Annotated in this window: 20 protein-coding genes and 1 riboswitch; of the genes, 5 read left to right on the forward strand and 15 right to left on the reverse strand. The window is 64.0% G+C overall.

The window, feature by feature from the left end; translation table 11 throughout:
* Positions 1-5: 5 nt before the first annotated feature.
* Positions 6-374 carry an Rv2175c family DNA-binding protein gene (locus ACFWEM_RS26890; protein WP_378538831.1) on the reverse strand — a complete coding sequence of 123 codons (369 nt, stop codon included), beginning with the start codon at positions 372-374 and terminating at the stop codon, positions 6-8.
* 318 nt (positions 375-692) lie between these two features.
* On the opposite strand from ACFWEM_RS26890, the gene pknB reads away from it, so the two are divergent.
* Together pknB and ACFWEM_RS26900 are read left to right on the forward strand one after the other, a co-directional pair.
* Entirely contained in the window at positions 693-2,756 is a 2,064-nt protein-coding gene (gene pknB / locus ACFWEM_RS26895; RefSeq protein WP_378538832.1) for a Stk1 family PASTA domain-containing Ser/Thr kinase, read from the forward strand.
* Between the two features lie 27 nt (positions 2,757-2,783).
* Entirely contained in the window at positions 2,784-3,212 is a 429-nt protein-coding gene (locus ACFWEM_RS26900) for a protein phosphatase (RefSeq protein WP_378538833.1), read from the forward strand.
* Between the two features lie 63 nt (positions 3,213-3,275).
* Here ACFWEM_RS26900 and ACFWEM_RS26905 read toward each other — a convergent pair whose 3' ends face one another.
* The 8 genes from ACFWEM_RS26905 to ACFWEM_RS26940 all read right to left on the reverse strand — a co-directional run bounded on the left by ACFWEM_RS26905 (position 3,276) and on the right by ACFWEM_RS26940 (position 9,894).
* Positions 3,276-4,661 (reverse strand): class II 3-deoxy-7-phosphoheptulonate synthase, encoded by a 1,386-nt coding sequence (locus ACFWEM_RS26905; RefSeq protein WP_007730070.1) that lies wholly within the window; start codon positions 4,659-4,661, stop codon positions 3,276-3,278.
* A gap of 90 nt (positions 4,662-4,751) precedes the next feature.
* Complete coding sequence (locus ACFWEM_RS26910; RefSeq protein ID WP_378538834.1) at positions 4,752-5,243, reverse strand: polyadenylate-specific 3'-exoribonuclease AS; 492 nt, start codon at positions 5,241-5,243, stop codon at positions 4,752-4,754.
* A gap of 66 nt (positions 5,244-5,309) precedes the next feature.
* On the reverse strand, positions 5,310-6,116 hold the full coding sequence (locus tag ACFWEM_RS26915) for a lysophospholipid acyltransferase family protein (protein WP_378538835.1): 807 nt from the start codon (positions 6,114-6,116) through the stop codon (positions 5,310-5,312).
* A gap of 94 nt (positions 6,117-6,210) precedes the next feature.
* Complete coding sequence (locus ACFWEM_RS26920; RefSeq protein WP_051119159.1) at positions 6,211-7,251, reverse strand: ROK family protein; 1,041 nt, start codon at positions 7,249-7,251, stop codon at positions 6,211-6,213.
* A gap of 124 nt (positions 7,252-7,375) precedes the next feature.
* Positions 7,376-7,771 carry a hypothetical protein gene (locus ACFWEM_RS26925; RefSeq protein WP_378538836.1) on the reverse strand — a complete coding sequence of 132 codons (396 nt, stop codon included), beginning with the start codon at positions 7,769-7,771 and terminating at the stop codon, positions 7,376-7,378.
* Positions 7,768-9,015 (reverse strand): ArsA family ATPase, encoded by a 1,248-nt coding sequence (locus tag ACFWEM_RS26930; protein WP_378538837.1) that lies wholly within the window; start codon positions 9,013-9,015, stop codon positions 7,768-7,770. The genes ACFWEM_RS26925 and ACFWEM_RS26930 overlap by 4 nt, the downstream gene beginning before the upstream one ends.
* On the reverse strand, positions 9,016-9,453 hold the full coding sequence (locus tag ACFWEM_RS26935; RefSeq protein ID WP_378448008.1) for an SRPBCC family protein: 438 nt from the start codon (positions 9,451-9,453) through the stop codon (positions 9,016-9,018).
* Positions 9,454-9,507: 54 nt separating this feature from the next.
* Positions 9,508-9,894, reverse strand: coding sequence for a polyketide cyclase / dehydrase and lipid transport (locus tag ACFWEM_RS26940; RefSeq protein WP_378538838.1), 387 nt, complete (start codon positions 9,892-9,894; stop codon positions 9,508-9,510).
* A 159-nt stretch (positions 9,895-10,053) separates the two neighbouring features.
* Here ACFWEM_RS26940 and ACFWEM_RS26945 point away from each other — a divergent pair, with 159 nt between their 5' ends.
* A complete protein-coding gene (locus ACFWEM_RS26945) occupies positions 10,054-11,865 on the forward strand; it encodes an AMP-dependent synthetase/ligase (protein WP_378538839.1) in 1,812 nt (603 codons plus the stop codon).
* A gap of 83 nt (positions 11,866-11,948) precedes the next feature.
* Here the strand turns inward: ACFWEM_RS26945 and ACFWEM_RS26950 are convergent, their stop codons facing one another.
* The 4 genes from ACFWEM_RS26950 to ACFWEM_RS26965 form a co-directional block, all read right to left on the reverse strand.
* Positions 11,949-13,076, reverse strand: coding sequence for a glycosyltransferase family 4 protein (locus ACFWEM_RS26950; RefSeq protein WP_378538840.1), 1,128 nt, complete (start codon positions 13,074-13,076; stop codon positions 11,949-11,951).
* Between the two features lie 94 nt (positions 13,077-13,170).
* Complete coding sequence (locus tag ACFWEM_RS26955) at positions 13,171-14,529, reverse strand: peptidase MA family metallohydrolase (protein ID WP_378538841.1); 1,359 nt, start codon at positions 14,527-14,529, stop codon at positions 13,171-13,173.
* A 74-nt stretch (positions 14,530-14,603) separates the two neighbouring features.
* On the reverse strand, positions 14,604-15,656 hold the full coding sequence (locus tag ACFWEM_RS26960) for a C40 family peptidase (RefSeq protein WP_378538842.1): 1,053 nt from the start codon (positions 15,654-15,656) through the stop codon (positions 14,604-14,606).
* 325 nt (positions 15,657-15,981) lie between these two features.
* Complete coding sequence (locus tag ACFWEM_RS26965) at positions 15,982-16,539, reverse strand: C40 family peptidase (protein ID WP_151531771.1); 558 nt, start codon at positions 16,537-16,539, stop codon at positions 15,982-15,984.
* A gap of 14 nt (positions 16,540-16,553) precedes the next feature.
* Positions 16,554-16,732, reverse strand: a riboswitch (cyclic di-AMP (ydaO/yuaA leader).
* Positions 16,733-17,331: 599 nt separating this feature from the next.
* Here ACFWEM_RS26965 and ACFWEM_RS26970 point away from each other — a divergent pair.
* Both ACFWEM_RS26970 and ACFWEM_RS26975 read left to right on the forward strand, forming a co-directional pair.
* Positions 17,332-19,014, forward strand: a complete 1,683-nt coding sequence (locus ACFWEM_RS26970; protein WP_378538905.1) for a DEDD exonuclease domain-containing protein — start codon at positions 17,332-17,334, stop codon at positions 19,012-19,014.
* 78 nt (positions 19,015-19,092) lie between these two features.
* A complete protein-coding gene (locus ACFWEM_RS26975) occupies positions 19,093-19,368 on the forward strand; it encodes an Lrp/AsnC family transcriptional regulator (RefSeq protein ID WP_003941677.1) in 276 nt (91 codons plus the stop codon).
* Between the two features lie 43 nt (positions 19,369-19,411).
* Here ACFWEM_RS26975 and trpD read toward each other — a convergent pair whose 3' ends face one another.
* Together trpD and ACFWEM_RS26985 are read right to left on the reverse strand one after the other, a co-directional pair.
* Positions 19,412-20,503 (reverse strand): anthranilate phosphoribosyltransferase, encoded by a 1,092-nt coding sequence (trpD, locus tag ACFWEM_RS26980; protein WP_378538843.1) that lies wholly within the window; start codon positions 20,501-20,503, stop codon positions 19,412-19,414.
* Between the two features lie 113 nt (positions 20,504-20,616).
* The gene (locus ACFWEM_RS26985) at positions 20,617-21,105 is read right to left on the reverse strand and encodes a hypothetical protein (RefSeq protein ID WP_378538844.1); all 489 of its coding nucleotides are present in this window, start codon (positions 21,103-21,105) and stop codon (positions 20,617-20,619) included.
* Position 21,106 lies beyond the last annotated feature (1 nt).

A 21,106-nucleotide genomic window follows, 5' to 3' on the forward strand; every position in this document is an offset into this window, starting at 1 on the left:
GCAAGTTAGAAAGCCATCGCCTGCGCGCGGCGGATGACCTCACGCGCGAGATGACCGTGCAGCGCGTCTACCGGGCGGCCCGGCAGGGAGTCGTCGGCCAAGAACAACCAGCGAAGGATTTCGATGTCGGTGTAGCCGCCGTCGTGCAGCACCGCCAGGAGACCGGGCAGCCACTTGACGATCTGGCCGTCCTCGCCGAAGAACACTTCGGGAACACCGAGGACACCGTGACGCTTGACTGCGACGATCTTGTGATCGCGAAGCAACTGGTGAACCTTGCTCACCGGCAACCCGACGTTCTTCGCCACATCCACCAGCTGAAACAGGGAAACCGAAGAATCCAGGACATCATCACAATAAGGAATCGCGCTCACCGCGGGAAGTTTATCCGGTCCGGCGTGCCCGCTGTGTACCGCCCGGCGGCGTGCTCGAAACCGTCGCTCCGGTTCGGTCAATACGCTCTGTGACGTTCTCGAGACTTCCGCGTCGGTATCGCTGGCTACGATGGACGGGATGCGGCGTATCAGTAACCGGGAATGCGCGGTGACCGTGAATCGGCGCCCGTACGGCGGGGGCCATTGCGCCGCATACAACCACTTACTTGCCGATAGCCACCACACAGATCGTAAACACGCAGATCGTACACACGCAGATCGTAAATACGGAGGAACAGTCATTACGGAGGTCGAGGGTTGATCGGCGAAATGCTCGAGCGCCGCTATCGAGTGGACGCACCGATCGCGCGCGGCGGTATGTCGACCGTGTATCGAGGCCTCGATACACGGTTGGATCGACCTGTCGCGATCAAGGTGATGGACCCGCAGTTCGCCGGTGATCCAGCGTTCCTGACTCGTTTCGAGTTCGAGGCCAGGGCCGTGGCCCGGCTCAAGCATCCGGCCCTGGTGGCCGTCTACGACCAGGGCAGCGATCGCAATCACGTGTTCCTCGTGATGGAACTCGTCGACGGTGGAACTTTGCGCGAACTCCTCCGTGAGCGCGGACCGATGCCGCCTCACGCCGTTGCAGCGGTCGTAGCGCCTGTCCTGGACGCGCTGGCGGTCGCGCACCGAGCGGGACTGGTTCACCGTGACGTCAAACCGGAGAACATCCTCATCTCCGACACCGGTGAAGTGAAAATCGCCGACTTCGGATTGGTGCGTGCGGCCGCGGCAGCAACCACCACATCCAACAGCGTGATCCTCGGCACCGCGGCCTATCTGTCGCCGGAACAGGTGACGTCCGGAATTGCCGACACTCGAAGCGACGTCTACTCCACCGGCGTGTTGATGTTCGAACTTCTCACCGGTACAACCCCTTTCACCGGAGATACGTCGCTCTCCATCGCTTACCAACGCATCCACGACGATGTCCCGCGCCCCGGTTCCCGCATCCCCGGTGTACCGGCGCAGTTCGATCGCCTGGTTGCCGAAGCCACTCATCGCGAGCCGGCACATCGTTTCGCCGACGCCGGTGAGATGGCAGCTGCACTTCGCAGCGTGAGCGAACAACTGGAGCTTCCGTCGTATCGCGTTCCGGCGCCGCGCCGAAGCGCCCAGCACCAAAGCGCACAGGTTGCCCCGGCTCGGCCACAACCGGCGCCGGCGCCCCCCACGGATGCGCGCCCGAACGCTGCTGCGCACCCGAACTCTGCTGCCACGACGGTGTTGGCGTCCGGCGTTGCCCCTGCTGCCGCAGCCACGACGGCGCTCGGCACGGGCTCCCCTCCCCCCGGCGGCATCCAGCACACTCGCGCGGTCACCGCTCAAACTGCTCGTCCGGCGACGGTCGACGGCGACTCGGATTTCGACGACGGTTCCGATTTCGGCGACGACCAACTGGAGCCCCACGATCCACATGCTCATTTTGTCGAGGCACGACGCAAATCGCGGCGAGCCACCCTGATCTGGCTACTCGTCATCGCGGTCCTCGCGCTTGCATTGGGCTTCGGCGGATGGTGGATGGGCTCGGGCCGCTACACAGCCGTTCCTTCGATCGACGGGCTGACCAAGGACACTGCGGTCACCGCCCTGCAGGACGCCGGGCTCACTCCCGACGTCCAGGGTCAGTACTCCGATGCCCAACCCATCGACACGGTGTTCGGGACAGATCCGGCCTCCGGATCCAGGGTCACCAAAGGCTCGACCGTCGCGCTCCTGACTTCGCTCGGGCGTCCGACGGTCCCACCCATTCCGGCCGGCGGCGACGTCACGGCGTTGGGCGCACAACTCTCCGACCGCACCCTCGTGGCGGTCGACGGCGGGGACACCTTCAGTTCCAAGATCCCGATCGGCGGCGTGGCAGCCCTCGACCCGGCACCGGGAACTGAAGTTGCCGTTGGCTCCTCGGTCAAGGTCATCACGTCCAAAGGGTCACCGCCAGTCGACATTCCCGATGTGAAGGGCATGTCCGAGAACGCCGCACGCGCCGCCCTCGACAAGGTTGGCATCTCCGTCAGCACCACCAGAACAACATTCGACGACGCCGTCGAGGGCGGCAACGTGATCGGCACCGATCCCGCTGGCGGGTCCTCCGTCAACGCCGGCACCTCCGTTGTTCTCCTGATCTCCGACTCCGTCAAGGTTCCCTCGCTGATCGGCCGCTCCGTCTCCTCCGCACGCGAAGAACTCGGCCGCCTCGGCCTCGAGATCACCGTGCGTCAGCTCACTCAGAACGACAGCTCGGTCATCATCAGCCAGAGCGTCAAGAACGACCTCGTTGCCAAGGGCACCGACATCAGCGTCGTCGCAATTCCCTGACAGTTCGCTTCGGCCTAGTCTGAATTCATGGTCACATGGGAACCCGAGAGCTTAGGGATACTCGACCTGCCGTCGGGACGATCGATCCGGGGTCGAGGACTCCGCAATCCACTTCCTTCCGGACCTCTCCCCACCTTCGGCGTCTACCTGACCGGTAAGGAACCTCCCGCTACCGAGTGGGATTCGGTGTGGGTCCGCTGGCGGGATTTCTGGTTGCCGAGCGATCCGGCTGCGCTGCGCAGCGCCCTGCAGGAAGCGTGGGTGCGTTCGGAAACCGAACGAGTCGAGATCGCGTGCGGTGGTGGATACGGCCGCACCGGAACAGCATTGGCCGCTCTCGCCGTCGTGGACGGCGTGCCGAGTCAGGACGCCACCGCGTACGTTCGCGCGCACTACTCACCTCGCGCCGTCGAAATGCCGTGGCAGCGCCGATTTGTCACGCGATTCACGAAATAGCGAACGCCCCCACCTGCGCGAGCGGGTGAGGGCGTTTACCGGCGAATCAGTACGGGCGAGGTGTCAGCCTCGCAGCATCTCCGCCACGAGGAAGGCGAGCTCCAACGACTGCTGCGTGTTCAGTCGCGGATCGCACGCCGTCTCGTAGCGACCGCCGAGATCGAGGTCGGAGATGTCCTGTGCGCCGCCGAGGCACTCGGTGACGTTCTCGCCGGTCAGCTCGACGTGGATGCCACCCGGATGCGTGCCGAGACCGTTGTGGACCTCGAAGAAGCCCTGAACCTCGTCGACGATGCGGTCGAAGTGGCGCGTCTTGTATCCGGTGGAGGCTTCGTGCGTGTTGCCGTGCATCGGATCGCACTGCCAGATGACCTGGTGGCCGGTGGCCTGGACCTTCTCGATGATCGCGGGCAGCAGGTCGCGGACCTTGCCGTTACCCATGCGCGAGATCAAGGTCAGTCGACCCGGTTTGTTGGTGGGGTCGAGGCGCTCGACGTATTCCACCGCCATTTCCGGCGTCGTGCTCGGACCGATCTTGAGACCGATCGGGTTGGACACCAACTCGGCGAAGGCGATGTGCGCGCCGTCGAGCTGACGGGTGCGGTCACCGATCCAGAGGAAGTGAGCCGACAGGTCGTAGAGCTTGGGGTGATCGCTGTCGTTGTCGAGACGCAGCATCGCGCGCTCGTAGTCCAGAACCAGAGCCTCGTGGCTGGCGAAGATCTGTGCCTGGTGCAGGCTCGGATCGGTGACGCCACACGCGTTCATGAACTGCAAGCCGCGGTCGATCTCGGCAGCGAGTTGCTCGTAGCGTGCGCCGGCGGGAGACGCTGCGACGAACTCACGGTTCCAGTCGTGCACCTTGTGCAGGTCGGCCATGCCGGCGCCGGTGAGTGCGCGAACCAGGTTCATCGCGGCGCTGGCGTTGGCGTATGCACGCACCAGACGTGAAGGATCGTGCGCGCGGACTGCCTCGTCGGCGACGAGCGAATTGATCATGTCACCGCGGTAGGACTTCAGACCCAGCGAGTCGATGTCGGCGGAACGCGGCTTGGCGTACTGACCGGCGATGCGAGCGACCTTGACGACCGGCATCGAGGAACCGTAGGTGAGCACGACGGCCATCTGCAGCAACGTGCGGATGTTTCCCTTGATGTGCGGCTCGGTGTTGTCCGCGAAGGTCTCGGCGCAGTCACCGCCCTGGAGCAGGAATGCCTCGCCACGCGCGACCTGCGCGAGACGCTCTTGCAGCGCCTCGACTTCGCTGGCCACCGTGATGGGAGGCACGCTCTCGAGCACAGTCCGCATGGCGGCGGCCTGGTCAGCGGGCCACGAGGGCTGCTGAGCAGCGGGCTTCGCGAGCGCCTCGTCGAGCTGCTTACGCAGTCCGGCAGGCAGCGGCGGGAGTTCGGGCAAGCGGTCGATCGGCACGTCGACAGTCCAGTTCACCTCTACAGGATATTCGCTCGCCCGTCGGCGCGTCACACAGGCTCTCGATCGCAGCCCAATCGGGACACTTCTCGCGCACCGAAACCTCGGTCAGCGAAGTGAACGTGCTGCCGAAATCGCGTCGAACTTCACGAGGTTGTGCCTGGCGTCGGCAAGTGCGTCGTGTGCGTCGGCAGGCGCTGACGGGAGGACAGGACTGCCGTTGTCTTCCCAGAACTGTCGCAGTTCGCGGGTGTAGCGCGGCATCGACTGCGGTAGTTCGGTCATATCGCCCCACAGTTGGCACAGCGCGACGTGGTCGTAGGCGGCGACCCACGCCCAAAGTTCCGGAACGACCATCGGCCGCGGAACGAAGAATTTCAGTAGGTCGTCGCGGATCTTCTCGCGTGATTTCCATAGCGGCGACGACGGCTGCGGCAACTTCGGAAGCACGTTCTTGCGCACCCAACTACCGGCGCGGGCGGGATCGAACTCCGTCGAGACCGCGTAGTACTCCCGGCCGTCCTCGCAGACAACGCCGATGGACACGAGATCGATGGTTCGACCGTCTTCGATGAATTCACAGTCGTAGAAGTAGCGCACGTCCGAAAACTATGCCGCACGCGCAGGCCCTGGAGCCAATGCGCGTGCGGCAGATGTGGGAAATCTCTAGCTGGCCTGTGCGTCCCGGACCGAATCCTTGTCGGTCTTCGAGGCTTCCTTCGACTCCGCCGAGGTCACGAGATCAACAACCGACTCACCGTTTTCCGACGAAACGTCGACGGCAACTTCGGGTTTCGTGGGCGCCTGGTTTTTCAGGCTCGCCGCGTAGATGTCCACGTACTCCTGGCCGGAGAGTTTCATCAGCTTGTACATCACCTCGTCGGTCACAGCGCGCTCGACGAAGCGGTTTCCGCCCATGCCTTCGAAGCGGGAGAAATCGATGGGTTCGCCGACAATCACGGTGACCTTGGCGGGGCGCCACATCCGTGAGCCGATCGGATTCATCTTGTCGGTACCGACCATCGCAACCGGGATCACCTTGACACCCGATTCGAGCGCGAGGCGCGCCATTCCGGTCTTGCCCTTGTAGAGGCGACCGTCAGGCGAGCGCGTTCCCTCGGGGTAGATACCCAGCAGACTGCCCGAACCGAGAACCTTGAGACCGGCGTTGAGCGCATCCTGCGCGGCGTCCGCGCCGGTTCGGTCGATGGGGACCTGACCGACCGCGGTGAAGAACCACTTCTGAAAAGCGCCCTTCAGGCCGGAACCGGTGAAGTACTCGCTCTTGGCAAGGAACGTGATGCGGCGGTTGACGCGAAGCGGAAGGTAGAACGAGTCCAGAACCGCCTGGTGATTACTGGCCAGGATGGCCGCTCCGTCAGTCGGAATGTTCTCGTGACCCTTGACCGTCGGACGCCCGAGCAGCCAGAGAATCGGCCCCAGCAACACATACTTGAAGAGCCAATACCACACGGCGTCCCTCCCATTCACAACTGAATTTCGCTGAGTACGACCTTACTGCCGACCCGTAACCCCCGCTACACACGCCCCTGCAGGATCGCGCCGATCACAGTCCGGCAGATGTGGTTCCAGCGCCGTCGACCCCACCGAGATCCTGAGGCACTACCGAGCGAGCCAAGGCTGCGGCGCCGACCATCCCCGCGGCTTCGCCCAGCTGAGCCGAACGGATTCGTGCCAGCGGGCGGTGCTTCGCGCCCGTCAACAATGTCGCGTACTGCTCACGGGCGTCGTCGAGAAACAGTGGGGCCGAACTTGCGACGCCGCCGGCGATCACCACCAGATCGGGGTCGTAGACGTCGCCGACCATCGCCAATCCGACGGCCAGCCAACGGGTGAACTCGGCGATGGTCGCCAGCGCGAGTGGGTCACCGTCCTGCGCGGCGTTCGCGATCCGGCGACCGGTGAGGGAACCCGGATCCACCGCTACCTCACGCGCCAGAACCGTCGACGCGGCCGGGTCGGCGGCAAGCAGTTCGATTGCCGTGTCCACGAGCGCCGTTCCGCTGCAATAGCGCTCCCAGCACCCACGTTTGCCACACGCGCATTGCCGCCCGCCTGGCACGACCTGGATGTGGCCGAGTTCGGGGGCGACGCCGTGACTCCCCCGGTACAGCTCGCCGTTGATCAGGAGCGCGCCGCCGATTCCGGTCCCGATTGCCACCATCACGACATTGCGGCCCCCTGCGGCCGCGCCGAATCGATGTTCGGCGAATGCTGCTGCGTTGGCGTCGTGCTCGAGAACGACCGGCAGTCCGAGTCGCTTGCTCAAGTCGCTTCCGACAGGGGCGTCCACCCACGGCAAGTGCGGCGCGAAGCGTACCGAGCTTCGATCGGACGTGATGAACCCGGCGACCGCCAACCCCACGGCCGATACCTCGTGCCTGGTGACCAACTCTCGCACGACGCGATCAAGACCGTCTTCGAGAGCTCTCGCCGACTGCGGAGTCGGAGCTTGAATCATCTCGAGCACTTGTCCGTCCACGTCCACGACGGAGGCCCTGATGCTCGTCCCGCCGACGTCGATGCCGACCGTCAAGATGTCGTCCATGGAGGAGTCGGAGACCGCTTTCAAGCGGCGCGCGCTCATCGCGACAATTCCCGCGCGAGCGGCGCCCGCTGGAGTGCGCACCCGGTATCGGTGCCTCGTGCGTCGGTGACCATTGTGTCGATTGTGCTCAACGCGAGCCGTTCGTTCTACCCGGGGTACTAAGTCAGTCCTTGACCGTCACGTTGATCGGGACAAATGCTGCCGTCCGAGTTCGCTCGGCCCCTGATGTCGTCGCACCACTGTCAGGTCCACGATCCGGGCCGGACGGCCCCCCGAGAAATTCGTCGAGAATCTCGCGCAGCAACGCAAGGAACGCTGCTGCCTGACCCGCGAGAAATGCCAGCAGTTCGTGGTGCTCACCGCGAACCAGTGCAGCGAGGGCGCACACCGGGCACCAACTGCAGCCGGTGAACACCGGCTGCGTGTCCGTGGACGCCGAGTCACTCGCAACGTCGGCCGTTGCTGCGGCAGCCTTCTGCAACATCGGTTCCAGCCGTGTCAGAACGGTATCCGCCAGCGCGCGAAATTCCGCGACGAGGCGCTCGTGCTCTTCGCTCATACCGGCCACACCGCGGGATCCGGGCTGAACCGGATGATCAGATAACTGCCGTCCAACTCCGCCCCGTTCACGACACAACGACGCAGCACCGACGCCAAACGAACTCTGCGTCGTACGCCGTCTGCTCCCACCAGCACATCGTCCTCCACCCGGCCCAACGACAACGACGACGGATCCACGAGCGGAAGGTACATCCGCATCACGTACACCGAATCGACTCCGGCCCCCGACTCCAACGAGACCACGATGTTGTCCGCGGTATCGACGGTGTCGAAAGTGCCCGTTTCACCCTCGAAGGTGGCCGCGATCTCGCCCAGAGCCGCCAACCCTACCGGTTCGACGCGGGCGCGTTCGACCGTTGTGACGGACATTCCATCGGTTGATCCACGAAATTCGTCGACGACGAGTTCTTGTGACGCCCGGATCGAAGCGAGCCACTGCGCTGCTGGCGAATCGTCGACACTCTTTGCAACTGGCGAGTTGAACTGCGGGACAAGGTTGTTGACCACAATCGCGTCCACTCGCAAACCTGCGAGAGCCAGCCCTGACAACGTCCGACGAGTCGCCGCGACCGACACGCCATCCGCCGACGTCACCACACGGACGCTGGTGTTCTCCCGATCCGTGAGATGCACTGCGATTCGATCCACCGACGCGAGCACCCGTTCGATGACGGACACGAGCAACAGCAATCGCATGTCCGTGCCCGTCACGGCGACCATCCGCCTGTGCCGCGGCCACACTCGCTCGAGGTACTCCGACACCATCGACGGCGACCCGAGGATCCGCAGCGCTTCGGCTGCGGCCGGGCAGTCCACGATCACCAGGTCGTAGTCGCCGCTGTCCGAGAAGTCGACGATCTCGGAGAGCCCGAGTATGTCCTGGACGCCCAGGGATCCCGTCAACTCTTCCGGTTCCAAGCCCTCGAACGACGAACCGTGTTCGTGATCTCCCGCTCCGAAAGTTCCTGCAGCGTCGATCAACCCCGACAATCCTCGGAACTTGTCCTCGAGGAGCGCTGACGTGTCGAGTTGCCGGACATCGAGACGCTCGGTGAGAGATGTGGTCGTTCGCGGATTCGGCACGCCCAGGACGTCTGCAAGAGAACCCGCCTGATCGATCGACACGAGCAGCACTCTCGCCCCGTCGGCCGCAGCCGACACAGCAGTCGCTGCGGCAAGCGTCGTCGTGCCTACTCCGCCTTTACCGACGAACAGTTGGACGCGCGATCGTTGCTCCGGCACTCAGCCCTCGACTCGCTTCTTCAGTTCTTTCAGAGCTGTGTCGGTGATGATCTTCTCGGCCTTGCGCTTGAACAGCCCGATCATCGGAATCGTCAGGTCGACCGTCAACTCGTAGGTGACCGAGGTGGTGCCATTCGGGCCGGGTTCGAGTGTGTACGAACCGAATTGGGACTTCTGGATCTCACCCGAGATCAGCTCCCAGCTCACCGCCATACCGTCCGGCGCCCACGAATACTGCAGTTCGTAGGTGTCCTTCACCATTCCCGCGTCGAGGACAAAACGTACTCGGTCCGCGCGGCCGCCCTGCCCCGGCGCCGTCACCTCGACGGACTTCGCCGCGGCCACCCATTCGGGGTACTGCGCGAAATCGGCGATGACGTTCATCACGGCGTCGGCAGGGGCGTCGATGCTGATCAACCCCTTGGTCTTCTCGGCCATACGACTGCGCTACCTTCCTTCGTCAAGAGTCCAGAACCTGCACTGCTTCGATTATCAGGCCGGTGCCACTCCGGCGGCACGTCCTGCTTCGAGTTCGCGCTTGAGCTCGAAGGACATGACCTTGCCGTCGACCCGACGCTTTCGGTTCATCCCGGCGAGGTCGAGGGTCGCCAGATCGGACGGTGATACGCCGACCGGCTCACAGTGCAGGAAGTAGTGCGCGATCGTCCCGTCCATGACCGGTTCGAGCCACACCTCCATGGTGCCGACCAGCTGACCGGACACTCCCCAGCGAAATCCTGCGGGGCCACGATCTTCCCGGACTTCGAGCGCAATATCACTGAACCAGCGACGCCACCGCGCACGCGAGGACAACAGTTCGGCGACCCGCTCGGGCGGGGCGGCGATGAAAGTCTGGTCTGCGACCTGAATGCTGCTCACCGAAGTAGCTTCACATATCGCGTCGGCGAAGCGTCGAGGGGTGTCGCACCACTACATACCGGACAGACTGTAAGCCTGGCCACAACTGCGTCGGACATGCGACTACAGTAGGAGACGAAAACCCTACTCGTCAGTATTTCGCAGTGTCGGAGGTATTTCGTGCCTGAGTTCAGCGCACCCCAGACGTTCACCATTCCCGAGGATGCCTCCGCGGTCGACTCGGTCTTCGCCTTCGCGAAGACGAAGCCGGCGGCGGTTGTCTACAAGCGCAAAGTCGGAAACGCATGGGTCGATGTCACTGCAGGCGATTTCGCCGCTCAGGTGACCGCCGTCGCCAAGGGGCTCATCGCGATCGGCGTCAAGCAGGGCGACCGCGTCGGCCTCATGTCGGCGACTCGCTTCGAATGGCCGCTCGTCGACTACGCAATCTGGGCAGCCGGTGGCGTGACGGTTCCGATCTACGAAACCTCCGCAGCCGAGCAGGTTCGTTGGATTCTCGAGGACTCCGAGGCAATCGACCTCATCGTCGAGAACGACACGCACGCCGCGACCGTGAAGGACGTCGCTGCAGCCGCACCCGCGCTCCGCTCGGTTTACCAGATCGATGCCGCGGCGGGCGGTAAAGGTGTTGTCGAGGAACTGACAGCACTGGGCGTCGACATCTCCGACGAGGACGTCCGCGCCCGCGTCGCTGCACTGAAGGCCTCCGATCCCGCAACCCTGATCTATACCTCGGGCACCACAGGCCGACCCAAGGGTTGCCAGCTGACGCACTCCAACCTCATTGCCGAGTCGAAAGGCATCCTCGACTCCAACCTCGGCACGCTGCTCAAGACTCCCGGTGTTCGCACCCTGATGTTCTTGCCGCTCGCGCACGTTCTCGCTCGCGCAGTGAGCATCGCGTCGTTCGATGCCGGTGCAACGCTGGGGCACACGAGCGACATCCCGAACCTCGTTCCGACGTTCGGTGAGTTCAAGCCCGACTTCATCCTCTCGGTGCCGCGTGTATTCGAGAAGGTCTACAACAGCGCACGTGCCAAGGCGCACGGCGACGGCAAGGGCAAGATCTTCGACGCGGCCGCAGACACTGCGGTTGCCTGGAGCGAGGCCCAGGACAAGGGCGGCGCCGGCATCGTCCTCAAAGCCAAGCACGCCCTCTTCGACAAGCTCGTCTACTCGAAGCTGCGCGCTGCACTCGGCGGACAGTGCCAGCTGGCCATTTCCGGTGGCGCACCTCTCGGCGCTCGACTCGGCCACTTCTTCCGAGGTATCGGCGTCACGATCTACGAGGGCTACGGACTGACCGAAACCACCGCAGCGTTCGCCGTCAACACCATCGGCGCCCAGAAGGTCGGCTCCGTCGGAAAGCCCTTGGCCGGCAACTCCGTTCGCGTTGCCGAAGACGGCGAGATCCTCCTCTCGGGACCCGTGGTCTTCACCGGTTACTGGCGCAACGAGAAGGCGACCGCCGAGTCGATCGAGGACGGCTGGTTCCACACCGGCGACCTGGGCACCGTCGACAAGGACGGCTACATCACCATCACCGGACGCAAGAAGGAAATCATCGTCACGGCAGGCGGCAAGAACGTCTCTCCCGCTCAGCTCGAAGATTCCCTTCGTGCCCATCCGCTGATCAGCCAGGCCATCGTGGTCGGCGACCAGAAGCCCTTCATCGGCGCTCTCATCACCATCGACGCCGAGGCTCTCCCCGCCTGGAACGAGCGCAACAACAAGGCCGCGGGAACCACAGCTGCCGACCTGGTCTCGGACGGCGAACTGGTCGGTGAAATCCAGGACGCCATCGACGAGGCCAACAAGCTCGTCTCACACGCCGAGGCGATCAAGAAGTTCCGCATTCTTCCGGTCGACTTCTCCGAGGACACAGGCGAACTCACGCCCACGATGAAGCTCAAGCGCAACGTCGTGCACGAGAGCTTTGCCGCGGACATCGAAAAGATCTACGCCAAGTAGTTTTTCGACAGTTAGGTCTCCGCCGCAGTGAACGGCCCGCACCGAATTCGGTGCGGGCCGTTGGCGTTCGAGTCCGCAGTAGCTCAGCCGAGGAGATTACGCAGCTTCGAAGCGAGCGTGTCCCACTTCCATTCTTCGGCAACCCACGCCCGGCCGGCTGCTCCCATCGCGGCCGCTCGATCACGATCGGACAGAACCTCGATCACCGATTCGGCCACGTCACGAACCGAGGTGCCGTCGACCACGAGCCCGGTCTTGTTCTGCTGCACCGTTTCCGGAGCGCCACCACTGCGCCCGGCGATGACTGGAACGCCGGTCGCCGAAGCCTCGAGGTAGACGATTCCCAATCCTTCGACGTCCAAGCCGGCGCCTCGCGTACGACACGGCATCGCAAACACGTCGGCAATCGTGTGGTGAGCCGACAACTCCGCGGCGGGCACCGTGCCGGTGAAGACGACGTGATCGTCCATCCCGGTTTTACGCGCCAGTTGACGGAGGTGGTCTTCGTAGGGCCCACCGCCGACTATCACCAGTACCGCCCCGTCGATGCTCTTGCGAATGGCCGGAAGCGCCTTGATGAGCATGTCCTGGCCCTTGCGGGGCACGAGCCGCGACAAGCACAAGATCGTGGGCCGCTCCCCCAGCCCATATCGCTTGCGCAGTTCTGCGCGGGCGACCGAGTCCGGGTGGAATACCGACGTGTCGACGCCCGACGGCAAGTGCTCGAGTGCCGCTTGCGGGCCGAAAGCCGCCGAGAACCGTCCACGGGTGTACTTGCTGACAAACGTCACAGCATCCGTGTGATCACCGATCACGCGCAACGACTGCCGCGCACCGGGAATCATCGACCATCCGACCTCATGGCCGTGGGTACTAGCGATCACTCGGCTCGCTCCCGCGCGCCGAACAACCGGCGCCAACAATGCCAACGGCGCCGCCGCACCGAACCAGACCGACTCACAGTCGTGCTTCTTGACCAGCTTCGCGGCCCGACGAGCGACAAAAGGCGAGGGCAGCATCAGCGTCGTCGGGTGCCGAACGACCTCGAAAGGCTGTGCCGCGTCGAACTTCTTGTGGGAGTCGCCCCGCCACCGCGGCGCGTACACCACCAACTTGTCCGCCGGCAGATGCCCTGCGAACGTGTGGAGATAAGACTGGATACCTCCGGGGCGGGGAGGAAAATCATTGGTCACCAAGAGGGTCCGGCGCATCCGTCCACCGTAGGGCACCCGGTTCGTGGAGACGTGACAAGGTCACCTCGCAGTTACGAACGACCCAGCCGCGAACGACCGTACCGCCGACTACTCAGCCCAGATGGCTGTTGGTCCAGTCGACCCATCCGGTTCGTAGTTCCTCGGTTCCGACGCCGAGCACCGCTCTGATCCGCGAGTCGAGGTCTTCGGCCGTCATCTTTCCGGAGGCCAGGGCCCGAAAGAGGTCGGTCAGCTTGGCCTCTCCGAATCGATCAGCGATGTACGCGTTGATCGACCACGCCGATTCGTACGCCAGTGAACTCACGACCGGTACACCGCCGAACTGCGTGTCGTCCGGAAACTCGGTAGGAGTATCGCCGGCGCGTACCGCTGCTGCCAGAGTCGGCGCGATCTCGCCCCAGGCCCGCGAGGAGCCGCGGTTGCCCGCGTATTCGGCGAACCCTTCCAACACCCACATCGGTGACCCGTCACGGGTTTTCGATCGGGCGGCTATGTGCATGAGTTCGTGGCGCAACACCGTTCGCCTGGTGATGTCGGTCAACCTCGAAGCCGCGGCAGGCGAGAAAACCACCCGCTGGCCGCTCACGTCGGAAGACCCGTCCGCCGTCGCATCCGCGACCGACACTGCGGCAATCGAAGCGCCGTCGTGATGGGAGCCGACCAGCGCGGTGAATTCCTCCGCCGACCCAGCCACCATGAGCACCGCTCGCTCGGACCACCATGGACCCCACAATTGCGTCGTGTTCTCGATGGCCGAGTCCACATCGGACGCCAAGGCATCGACAAACGCCTGCTGACCCGGATGCCCGATCACCAGCGCGTTACCCGCAGAATTTTCGGCGACGGCCAGCGGGCCGAAGTCCCAAGGGCCGTTCCAGGATTCGCCCGTCGTTCGGGCTCCGTCCAGCCCGACGATCGCCCCGTCAGCAAGAACCGACCACTGATCAGCGCGTTTCGCCAGCGTCATGGACACGCCCTTGCGAGTGGGTAACGCATCGACGCCGTCGAGGGCGTACCGCAACAGGACTTGCGCATTCCATACTTCGACGTCTCCGTCCGGCGCACCGGTTCGCGGCGCCGGAGTCAGGCCGCCGCTGGGAATCTCGTATCCCCAGTCGGAGAAGTCGAGCGCTCCCGCTGCGGTGGCTCGTCGAATTTCCGCTTCGAGCACACCGGGTGCGGCGGCATCGTCGACGAACTTCGCCAGCCCTGACGGATCGTCGGACATCTGCGCCGCAGCCCAGGCATCGAGAAAGGCCTGTACCTGAGCGGTTCGTTCGGCATCCTGTTCGCTGGCTGCATTTTCGTCGGAATCGGACCTGTTCGTCAGGAAGATCGTCAATCCGAGAACGAGCACCACGGCAACACCGAGTGCCACGAGAGCTGGGTACTCCCAACGGCGTTTTCGATCTGCGCCGACGTCGGGCGTCGTCATCGGTTCAGTCGGCACGGTGCCGAGTGTAGGAGAACTCGACTCGACGCTTCACGGCGGCTGGCCACACGTCGCCCGGACGTAGCAAGCCGTCAGTAACGACGCGCAGTGGAAAACTCCATGCCTGCCATCGACTGAACCTTTACCGGTACGCCGAACGTCGACGCATGCAGAATGTTTCCGTCGCCGGCGTAGATACCGACATGCGAGTTGTCGCTGTAGAAAGTCACGACGTCACCGGGCTGTAGTTGGTCCCTCGAGACCGGAACACCGCCCTGCGCCTGCGCTTGGCTCGAACGGGGCAGAGACTTCCCGATCTGCTTGTAGGCCCAGACCACCAGACCTGAGCAGTCGAACTCGTTCGGGCCGGTTGCGCCCCAGACGTACGGATCACCGATACGGGTCAGGCCTGCCTGGAGCGCCGCGGCGCCAGAACCTGGCGTCAAGTTAGCTAGAATTTTGCTGAGATCGACGTCCGGCGGGAAAGGCGTACCGCTCAGTTGGTTACGCTCGGCATCGGTGAGGTTCTGGAATGCCTTGGTCACATCGGCGATCTGCGTCTGCAGTTCACTCTGCTTGCGCTGCAAGTCGTCACTGAGTGCACGGGCTTGATCGGCGGCGGTGCGAGCCTCTTCGGCCGATCGCTTCGACGCTTCCGAGGCAGCACGCGCATCGGCAGTAGCTTGGTTGAACTGGGAGACCTGCACTGCGGCGTCGTTGGAGATCACGTCGAGCGCGGACATCTGGTCGAGCAACTGCTGCGGCGAATCGCTCACCATCAAAGCGAAGAGGCGATTGGTCCGCGCACCCTGGTAATTGGCTGTGGCAATGCGGTTTACCGCCGGAGCGAACTCGGCGACGCGTGCCGAAGCCGCGTCGAGAAGGCCTTGATCGGCTGCCGATCGCGCGTCCGCATCGTTCGCGACGCCCAGCTTCGCGTCGAGATCGATCTGCGCGTTGTGCAGCGCTTCGTTGGTCTGCTCGGATACCCGGGAGAGCTCACCCAGCTTGTCGAGTGCCTCGGTCGGATTGGTGATGACGGGGTCGGCACCGGCCTGCATCGAAGGCCCTGCGACGAGTCCGAACGCCAGCACTCCCACTGTCAATGCGGCGCGTACTCGACTGTTGTTTTTCGATGAAACCACGGAATGCAACTCTCCGTCTCGATGAAGCGACGTCGACCGGGACCGGTCGACGATCTGTTAGCTGGCTGTCAACTATCCACAGTACCTGTCTCGGCCGCGCAATGTCTCGGTAAGGTTACGGAACGGCATACGTTTGTGTCTACTCGCCGGTAGGCGTGTCGGGGTGAAGTACTGGCGGATTGTCGAGAAACCAAAAATGTGGGCCTCGAATCAGAAGATTCGAGGCCCACATTCGAAGATCCGGAGCTCCCCCGAGCTCCGCCGCCTTGCAGCGGCGGATCGTTCCGACTGCCTACCGGAGACAGCCGTCGAGCGTGATCAGAAATCAGTAACGGCGCGCACCGTCGTACGGCATCGAGGACACCGGTGCGAGCTTCACGGGCTGACCAGCGGTCGACGCGTGGATGACATTGCCGTTGCCGGCGTAGATGCCCGAGTGCGATCCGCCGTAGAAGGAGATCACGTCGCCGACCTGGAGATCGGACTGCGCAACGGCAACGCCGGCTGCAGCCTGGTCGTAGCTCGTGCGGGGCAGGTTCAGGCCGGCCTGCTTGTATGCCCACTGGACCAGTCCGGAGCAGTCGAATGCGTCCGGGCCGGATGCGCCGTACACGTACGGGGAGCCCAGCTTGCTCTCGGCGGCGCGAACTGCCTGCTCACCAACACTGGAGATGGGAGCGGCCGGTGCGGCCGGTGCGATGTCGGTGATGCCCGGGATGACCGGCAACTGAGGAATAGAAACGCCCGGAACCTCGAAGGTGCCGACGCCGGGGATCGTGATGGGGTCTGCCGAGGCAGGTGCAGCGGTTGCAGCAAATGCACCGACTGCAAGCGCGCCGGCTACTGCCAACTGCGCTGAACGCTTGAAACTCTGTGACGCCACTTAAGGGGTGCTCCATTTCTTCCATTCATCCGCCGACCGAGTTAGCTGACGGGTTCGGGCTGGGAAGATCAGCCCTACCCGCGTGGTCTGCAGCGATCGTGCGTGCTGCACCCCAGGCGGGATTCACCCCAGTGGAAACTTGGGTTCCCGGTTCGGGTTCCTCGCGGAGATCCCGATTAGGCGGTTCCTGACGATGCCGGTCCTGTTTGGTCCGGCAAGACTTCGTTAGGTCTCAGGAAGGTTACGAAATGATCGCGACGATGTCGACCGCTTCGTGACAATCGCGTCCGATTCGCCGGAAATCGTGCTGCCGCGCCCGCGATACTCCCAACGGGTCACGAAGAGATAACAACAGGTCTGTTCGGCGAGGCTCACCTGGCCCGCAAACCTGCGCTTGATACCCACTGGCAAGGGTCACCAAACCCGACAATCCGATCTTCCCTGCAGTTCAACGCCGATTACTTGAAACTAGAACCTGTTTCGATCAATCCAGCATTTTCGGCGACTGATCGTCGTAGCAACAACCTCACGAATCGCCCTACCGGCAAGTAGGCGCAAGGCCGCATTCGCGAGTTCCCACCACAAGTGTGATCCTCGTCTCTCATACTTTTGTCGGGGGTCGATCCGCTGCTTTCCCAATGGAAGTCGGAGTGAACCGCATTCCGCGTCAGCACTCGCCAATTCCTGTCGGGGGGTCCTTCTACTGTCTGCGATGTGAGTCCCGCCTCGGCCCGAGAATTTCCGTCTCCGCCCCCGTTCTCCGACGGGGAGAAATTCGACGTCGGGCGGCAACTGAGCTTCGACGAGTTGGACACACCGCTGAGCGAGACAACGTTTGTCGTCGTCGACCTCGAGACCACAGGTGGAAGCGCCGACCAGGACTCCATCACCGAGATCGGCGCCGTCAAGATCCGGGGCGGCGAGGTACTCGGTGAAATGGCCACACTCGTCGACCCCGGCCGGTCGATTCCGCCGTACATCGTCGAGCTGACCGGAATCACCACGGCCATGCTGATCGGCGCACCGCCGATCGAGCGTGTCCTGCCTGCATTTCTCGAGTTCGCCGAGGGCGCGGTGCTGGTGGCACACAACGCGCCGTTCGACATCGGCTTCCTCAAAGCAGCGGCGTCACGCAGCGCACGCCCGTGGCCGGCATTCCGTGTCCTGTGCACCGTCAAACTCGCCCGACGGGTACTCACACGCGACGAAGCACCTTCGGTGAAGCTCTCCGCACTCGCCCATCTCTTCCAAGTGACCACCCAGCCGACGCACCGGGCTCTCGACGACGCGCGTGCGACCGTCGACGTCCTCCACGGACTGATCGACAGGGTCGGAAACCAGGGCGTCCACAGTTACAGCGAACTCGTCGACTACCTGCCAAATATTTCGTCGCATCAACGGGCCAAACGGTCCTTTGCCGCCGACCTGCCGAGAAGCCCCGGCGTCTACCTTTTCCGAGGTCCTTCGGACGAAGCCCTCTATATAGGAACTGCTACCGATCTACGACGCCGCGTCCGCAATTACTTCACCGGTTCGGAGACGCGCGGCCGTATGAAGGAAATGGTCGCGCTGGCCACTCGCGTCGACCACGTCGAGTGCGCGCATGCTTTGGAAGCCGGGGTCCGCGAACTGCGCCTGCTGAGCGCGCATGCGCCGCCGTACAACCGCCGCTCCAAGTTTCCCAAGCGCGGTTGGTGGATCACCATGACGGACGAGGCATTCCCGAGATTGTCCGTGGTTCGCACGCCGACGGCCGAGTCGATCGGCCCGTTCACCTCTCGCGCCGATGCAGTAGACGTCGCCGAAACCGTCGCAGAGTTCAGTCGGCTACGCACCTGCACCAAGCGACTGGGGCGGGGCGCCGTCCATGGCCCTGACTGCCCCGCTCGCGAATTGGGAGCGTGTCCGGCCTCCTGGGCCCCGGAAATCACTGCAGAGGACTACGCGGCGGCCCCTGAGGCTGTGCGTGGTTTCTTCCGGGGGACCAACGACGCTCCTCTCCAAAAGATGCAGGCGCGGATCGACGAGCTGTCCGCACACGCGTTGTTCGAGAATGCTGCTCGTCTGCGTGACCGAACCGTCGCAGTCGCTACCGCAGTGCGGCGAACACAGCGGCTCGCCGCAGTCGCGGCGATCGAACAACTCGTTCTCGCCCGCCCCACGGGGGACGGCGGCTGGGAGCTGTCCGTGATCCGATCCGGACGGCTCGCCTCCGCGGGACTCGCCGGGCGCGGAACACACCCGATGCCCGTCGTCGACGCCATCACAGCAGCCGCCGAAACCGTGTTGCCGGACGACGCCCCGTTTCGCGGCGCCTCGCCCGAAGAACTGGGACTGATCGCCAGATGGCTCGGATCGGACGGTGTCCGAATCGTGTCGGCGACATCCGGCTACGTCGAACCGGTGGGCGGCGCCGGCAAGTGGGAAGCCTGGTGCCGACTCGCGCGAGCCGGTACCGAATCCGAACATCGATGACGTAACGGCGGGGCGGCACCCCTAAGCTCGATCGAAACCACCGGGTCATCACAACCCGCCGGGAAATCGAGGAGAGAAATGATCAACGCCATCGTCATGATTCACGCCGAGTCCGCCCGGATCCCGGAAACCGCTCAGGCCGTCGCCGACCTGTCCGGAGTGACCGAGGTCTACTCGTGCGCAGGTGACGTCGACTTGATCGCCATCGTGAAAGTACGTGACCACGCCCAGATCGCCGACGTGGTCACCGGAGGAATCAACAAGGTGCCCGGTGTTCTCCGAACCGCCACACACATTGCATTCCAGTCGTTCTCCAGCGCTGACGTCGAAGCCGGTTTCTCTCTGGGCGAGTAGCCCGTCGACCGAGCCTGATCGACGCCTCTTCGACTGACGTCGATCAGGCTTGGTCAGCCAGATCGGCGGTGAGTGCCGCCCACTTGTGAAGCAGTTCAGCGCCCGCGCCGCTGTCGATCGCGGCAGCGGCGGCGTCCATCCCGGCAGAGATCGCACCCTCGAGGTCGTCGCCGACACCGTTGAATGCCGCGATGGCTGCTCCCGCATTCAGCAAGACCGCGTCCCGGACGGGGCCCTTCTGCCCGGAGAGCAGCGTTCGCGCGACCGTGGCGTTGACTTCGGCGTCTCCTCCGCGCAACTCCTCGAGAGGAACGCGGTCGATTCCGAGATCACGCGGATCCAGCGTGACGGTTCGCACACTTCCGCCGCCGACGATGTGGACCGTCGAAGTCGTGGAGGTGGTCAGCTCGTCGAGTCCGTCGTCTCCGCGCACCACCAATGCCGAATTGCCGCGCTGCGCAAGTACTCCCGCGACAACCGAGATCAGCTTCGGAAATGCGCACCCGATCAGGCCGGCGCGCGGGCGAGCCGGATTGGTCAGTGGACCGAGCACGTTGAACGCCGTCGGGATGCCGATTTCCTTGCGGGGCACCGCTGCAAAGCGCAGTGCGGGATGAAAGACCGGCGCGAAGCAGAAGCCGATGCCGACCTCTTCGACGCACCTCGCCACCTGCTCCGGCCCGAGGTTGATGCGAACGCCGAGCGCCTCGAGCACGTCGGCTCCGCCGCTCTTGGACGAAGCAGCGCGGTTGCCGTGCTTGACAACTCGCACACCGGACGCGGCAACCACGATCGAGGCCATCGTCGAGATGTTGACGGTGTTGGAGCGGTCACCGCCCGTACCGACGATGTCGACGACGTCGGAATCGACCGGCACGCGCCGGGAGTGTTCGAGCATCGCGGCAGCGAGCCCTTCCAACTCCGCAGGAGTTTCGCCCTTCATCTTCAGCCCGACGCCGAAAGCTGCGATCTGAGCGGAAGTGGCGTTGTCCGACATGATCTCGCCCATCGCCCAACGGGAGTCCGCCTCCGACAAGTCACTGCCGTCCGTGAGCAATCCGAGAATCATCGGCCAGGACCGCACCACTGCACTCGAATCGACGTTCACGGCGTTGGATGCGTCGGTGCCGGCCATAGTGCCTTGGTCCCCTGTCGTTCATGTGGGCTGGATTTCGTGCTGTCTTTACGTGCTGTCTCTGACCCTCGCAGCCTAGTCAGTGAGGTAGCGAGGACACCGAATAGGGCCGCTCAGGACTTTCGGCGGCCGCGCTTGGGTGTCGCCTCCGCAAGGGGTGGGGGCTGAAGCGCATCCCACCCGGCTACCGAACCACCCAGTCGCTGGGCCAGACCGGCCATTCGTGATCGCTCCTGGGAGCAATGCAGGGCGTCCAGCACCTGGACACGCTCGAAGATGACGCGAACCGAATTCTCGACCGCCTGAGCCACGTCCTCGGGCCGACTCACGCCTCGCACATAGCCGTCCTGGGCGACGATGTTCTCGGCATCGACAACCGCACCCTCCGGCAGGTCCAGATGGTGCCGCAGAACCACTTCGGACTCCGCCCGGAACTTCGGCTCGGTGGAGCCGGCACGTTCGAGAGCGGTCGAACTCGCCTCGGCGTCGTCGAAGCCCTCGGCGACGACGACCAGATCCGACCGCCCCGCGTCGAGCGGCGTCGGAATCTTTGTGCCGAAAATTCTCAGGAACCACGGTCTACTCTTGTGTGTAGCTGCCATC

The sequence above is a fragment of the Rhodococcus sp. NPDC060176 genome (assembly GCF_042728675.1).
Taxonomy (GTDB): domain Bacteria; phylum Actinomycetota; class Actinomycetes; order Mycobacteriales; family Mycobacteriaceae; genus Rhodococcus_F.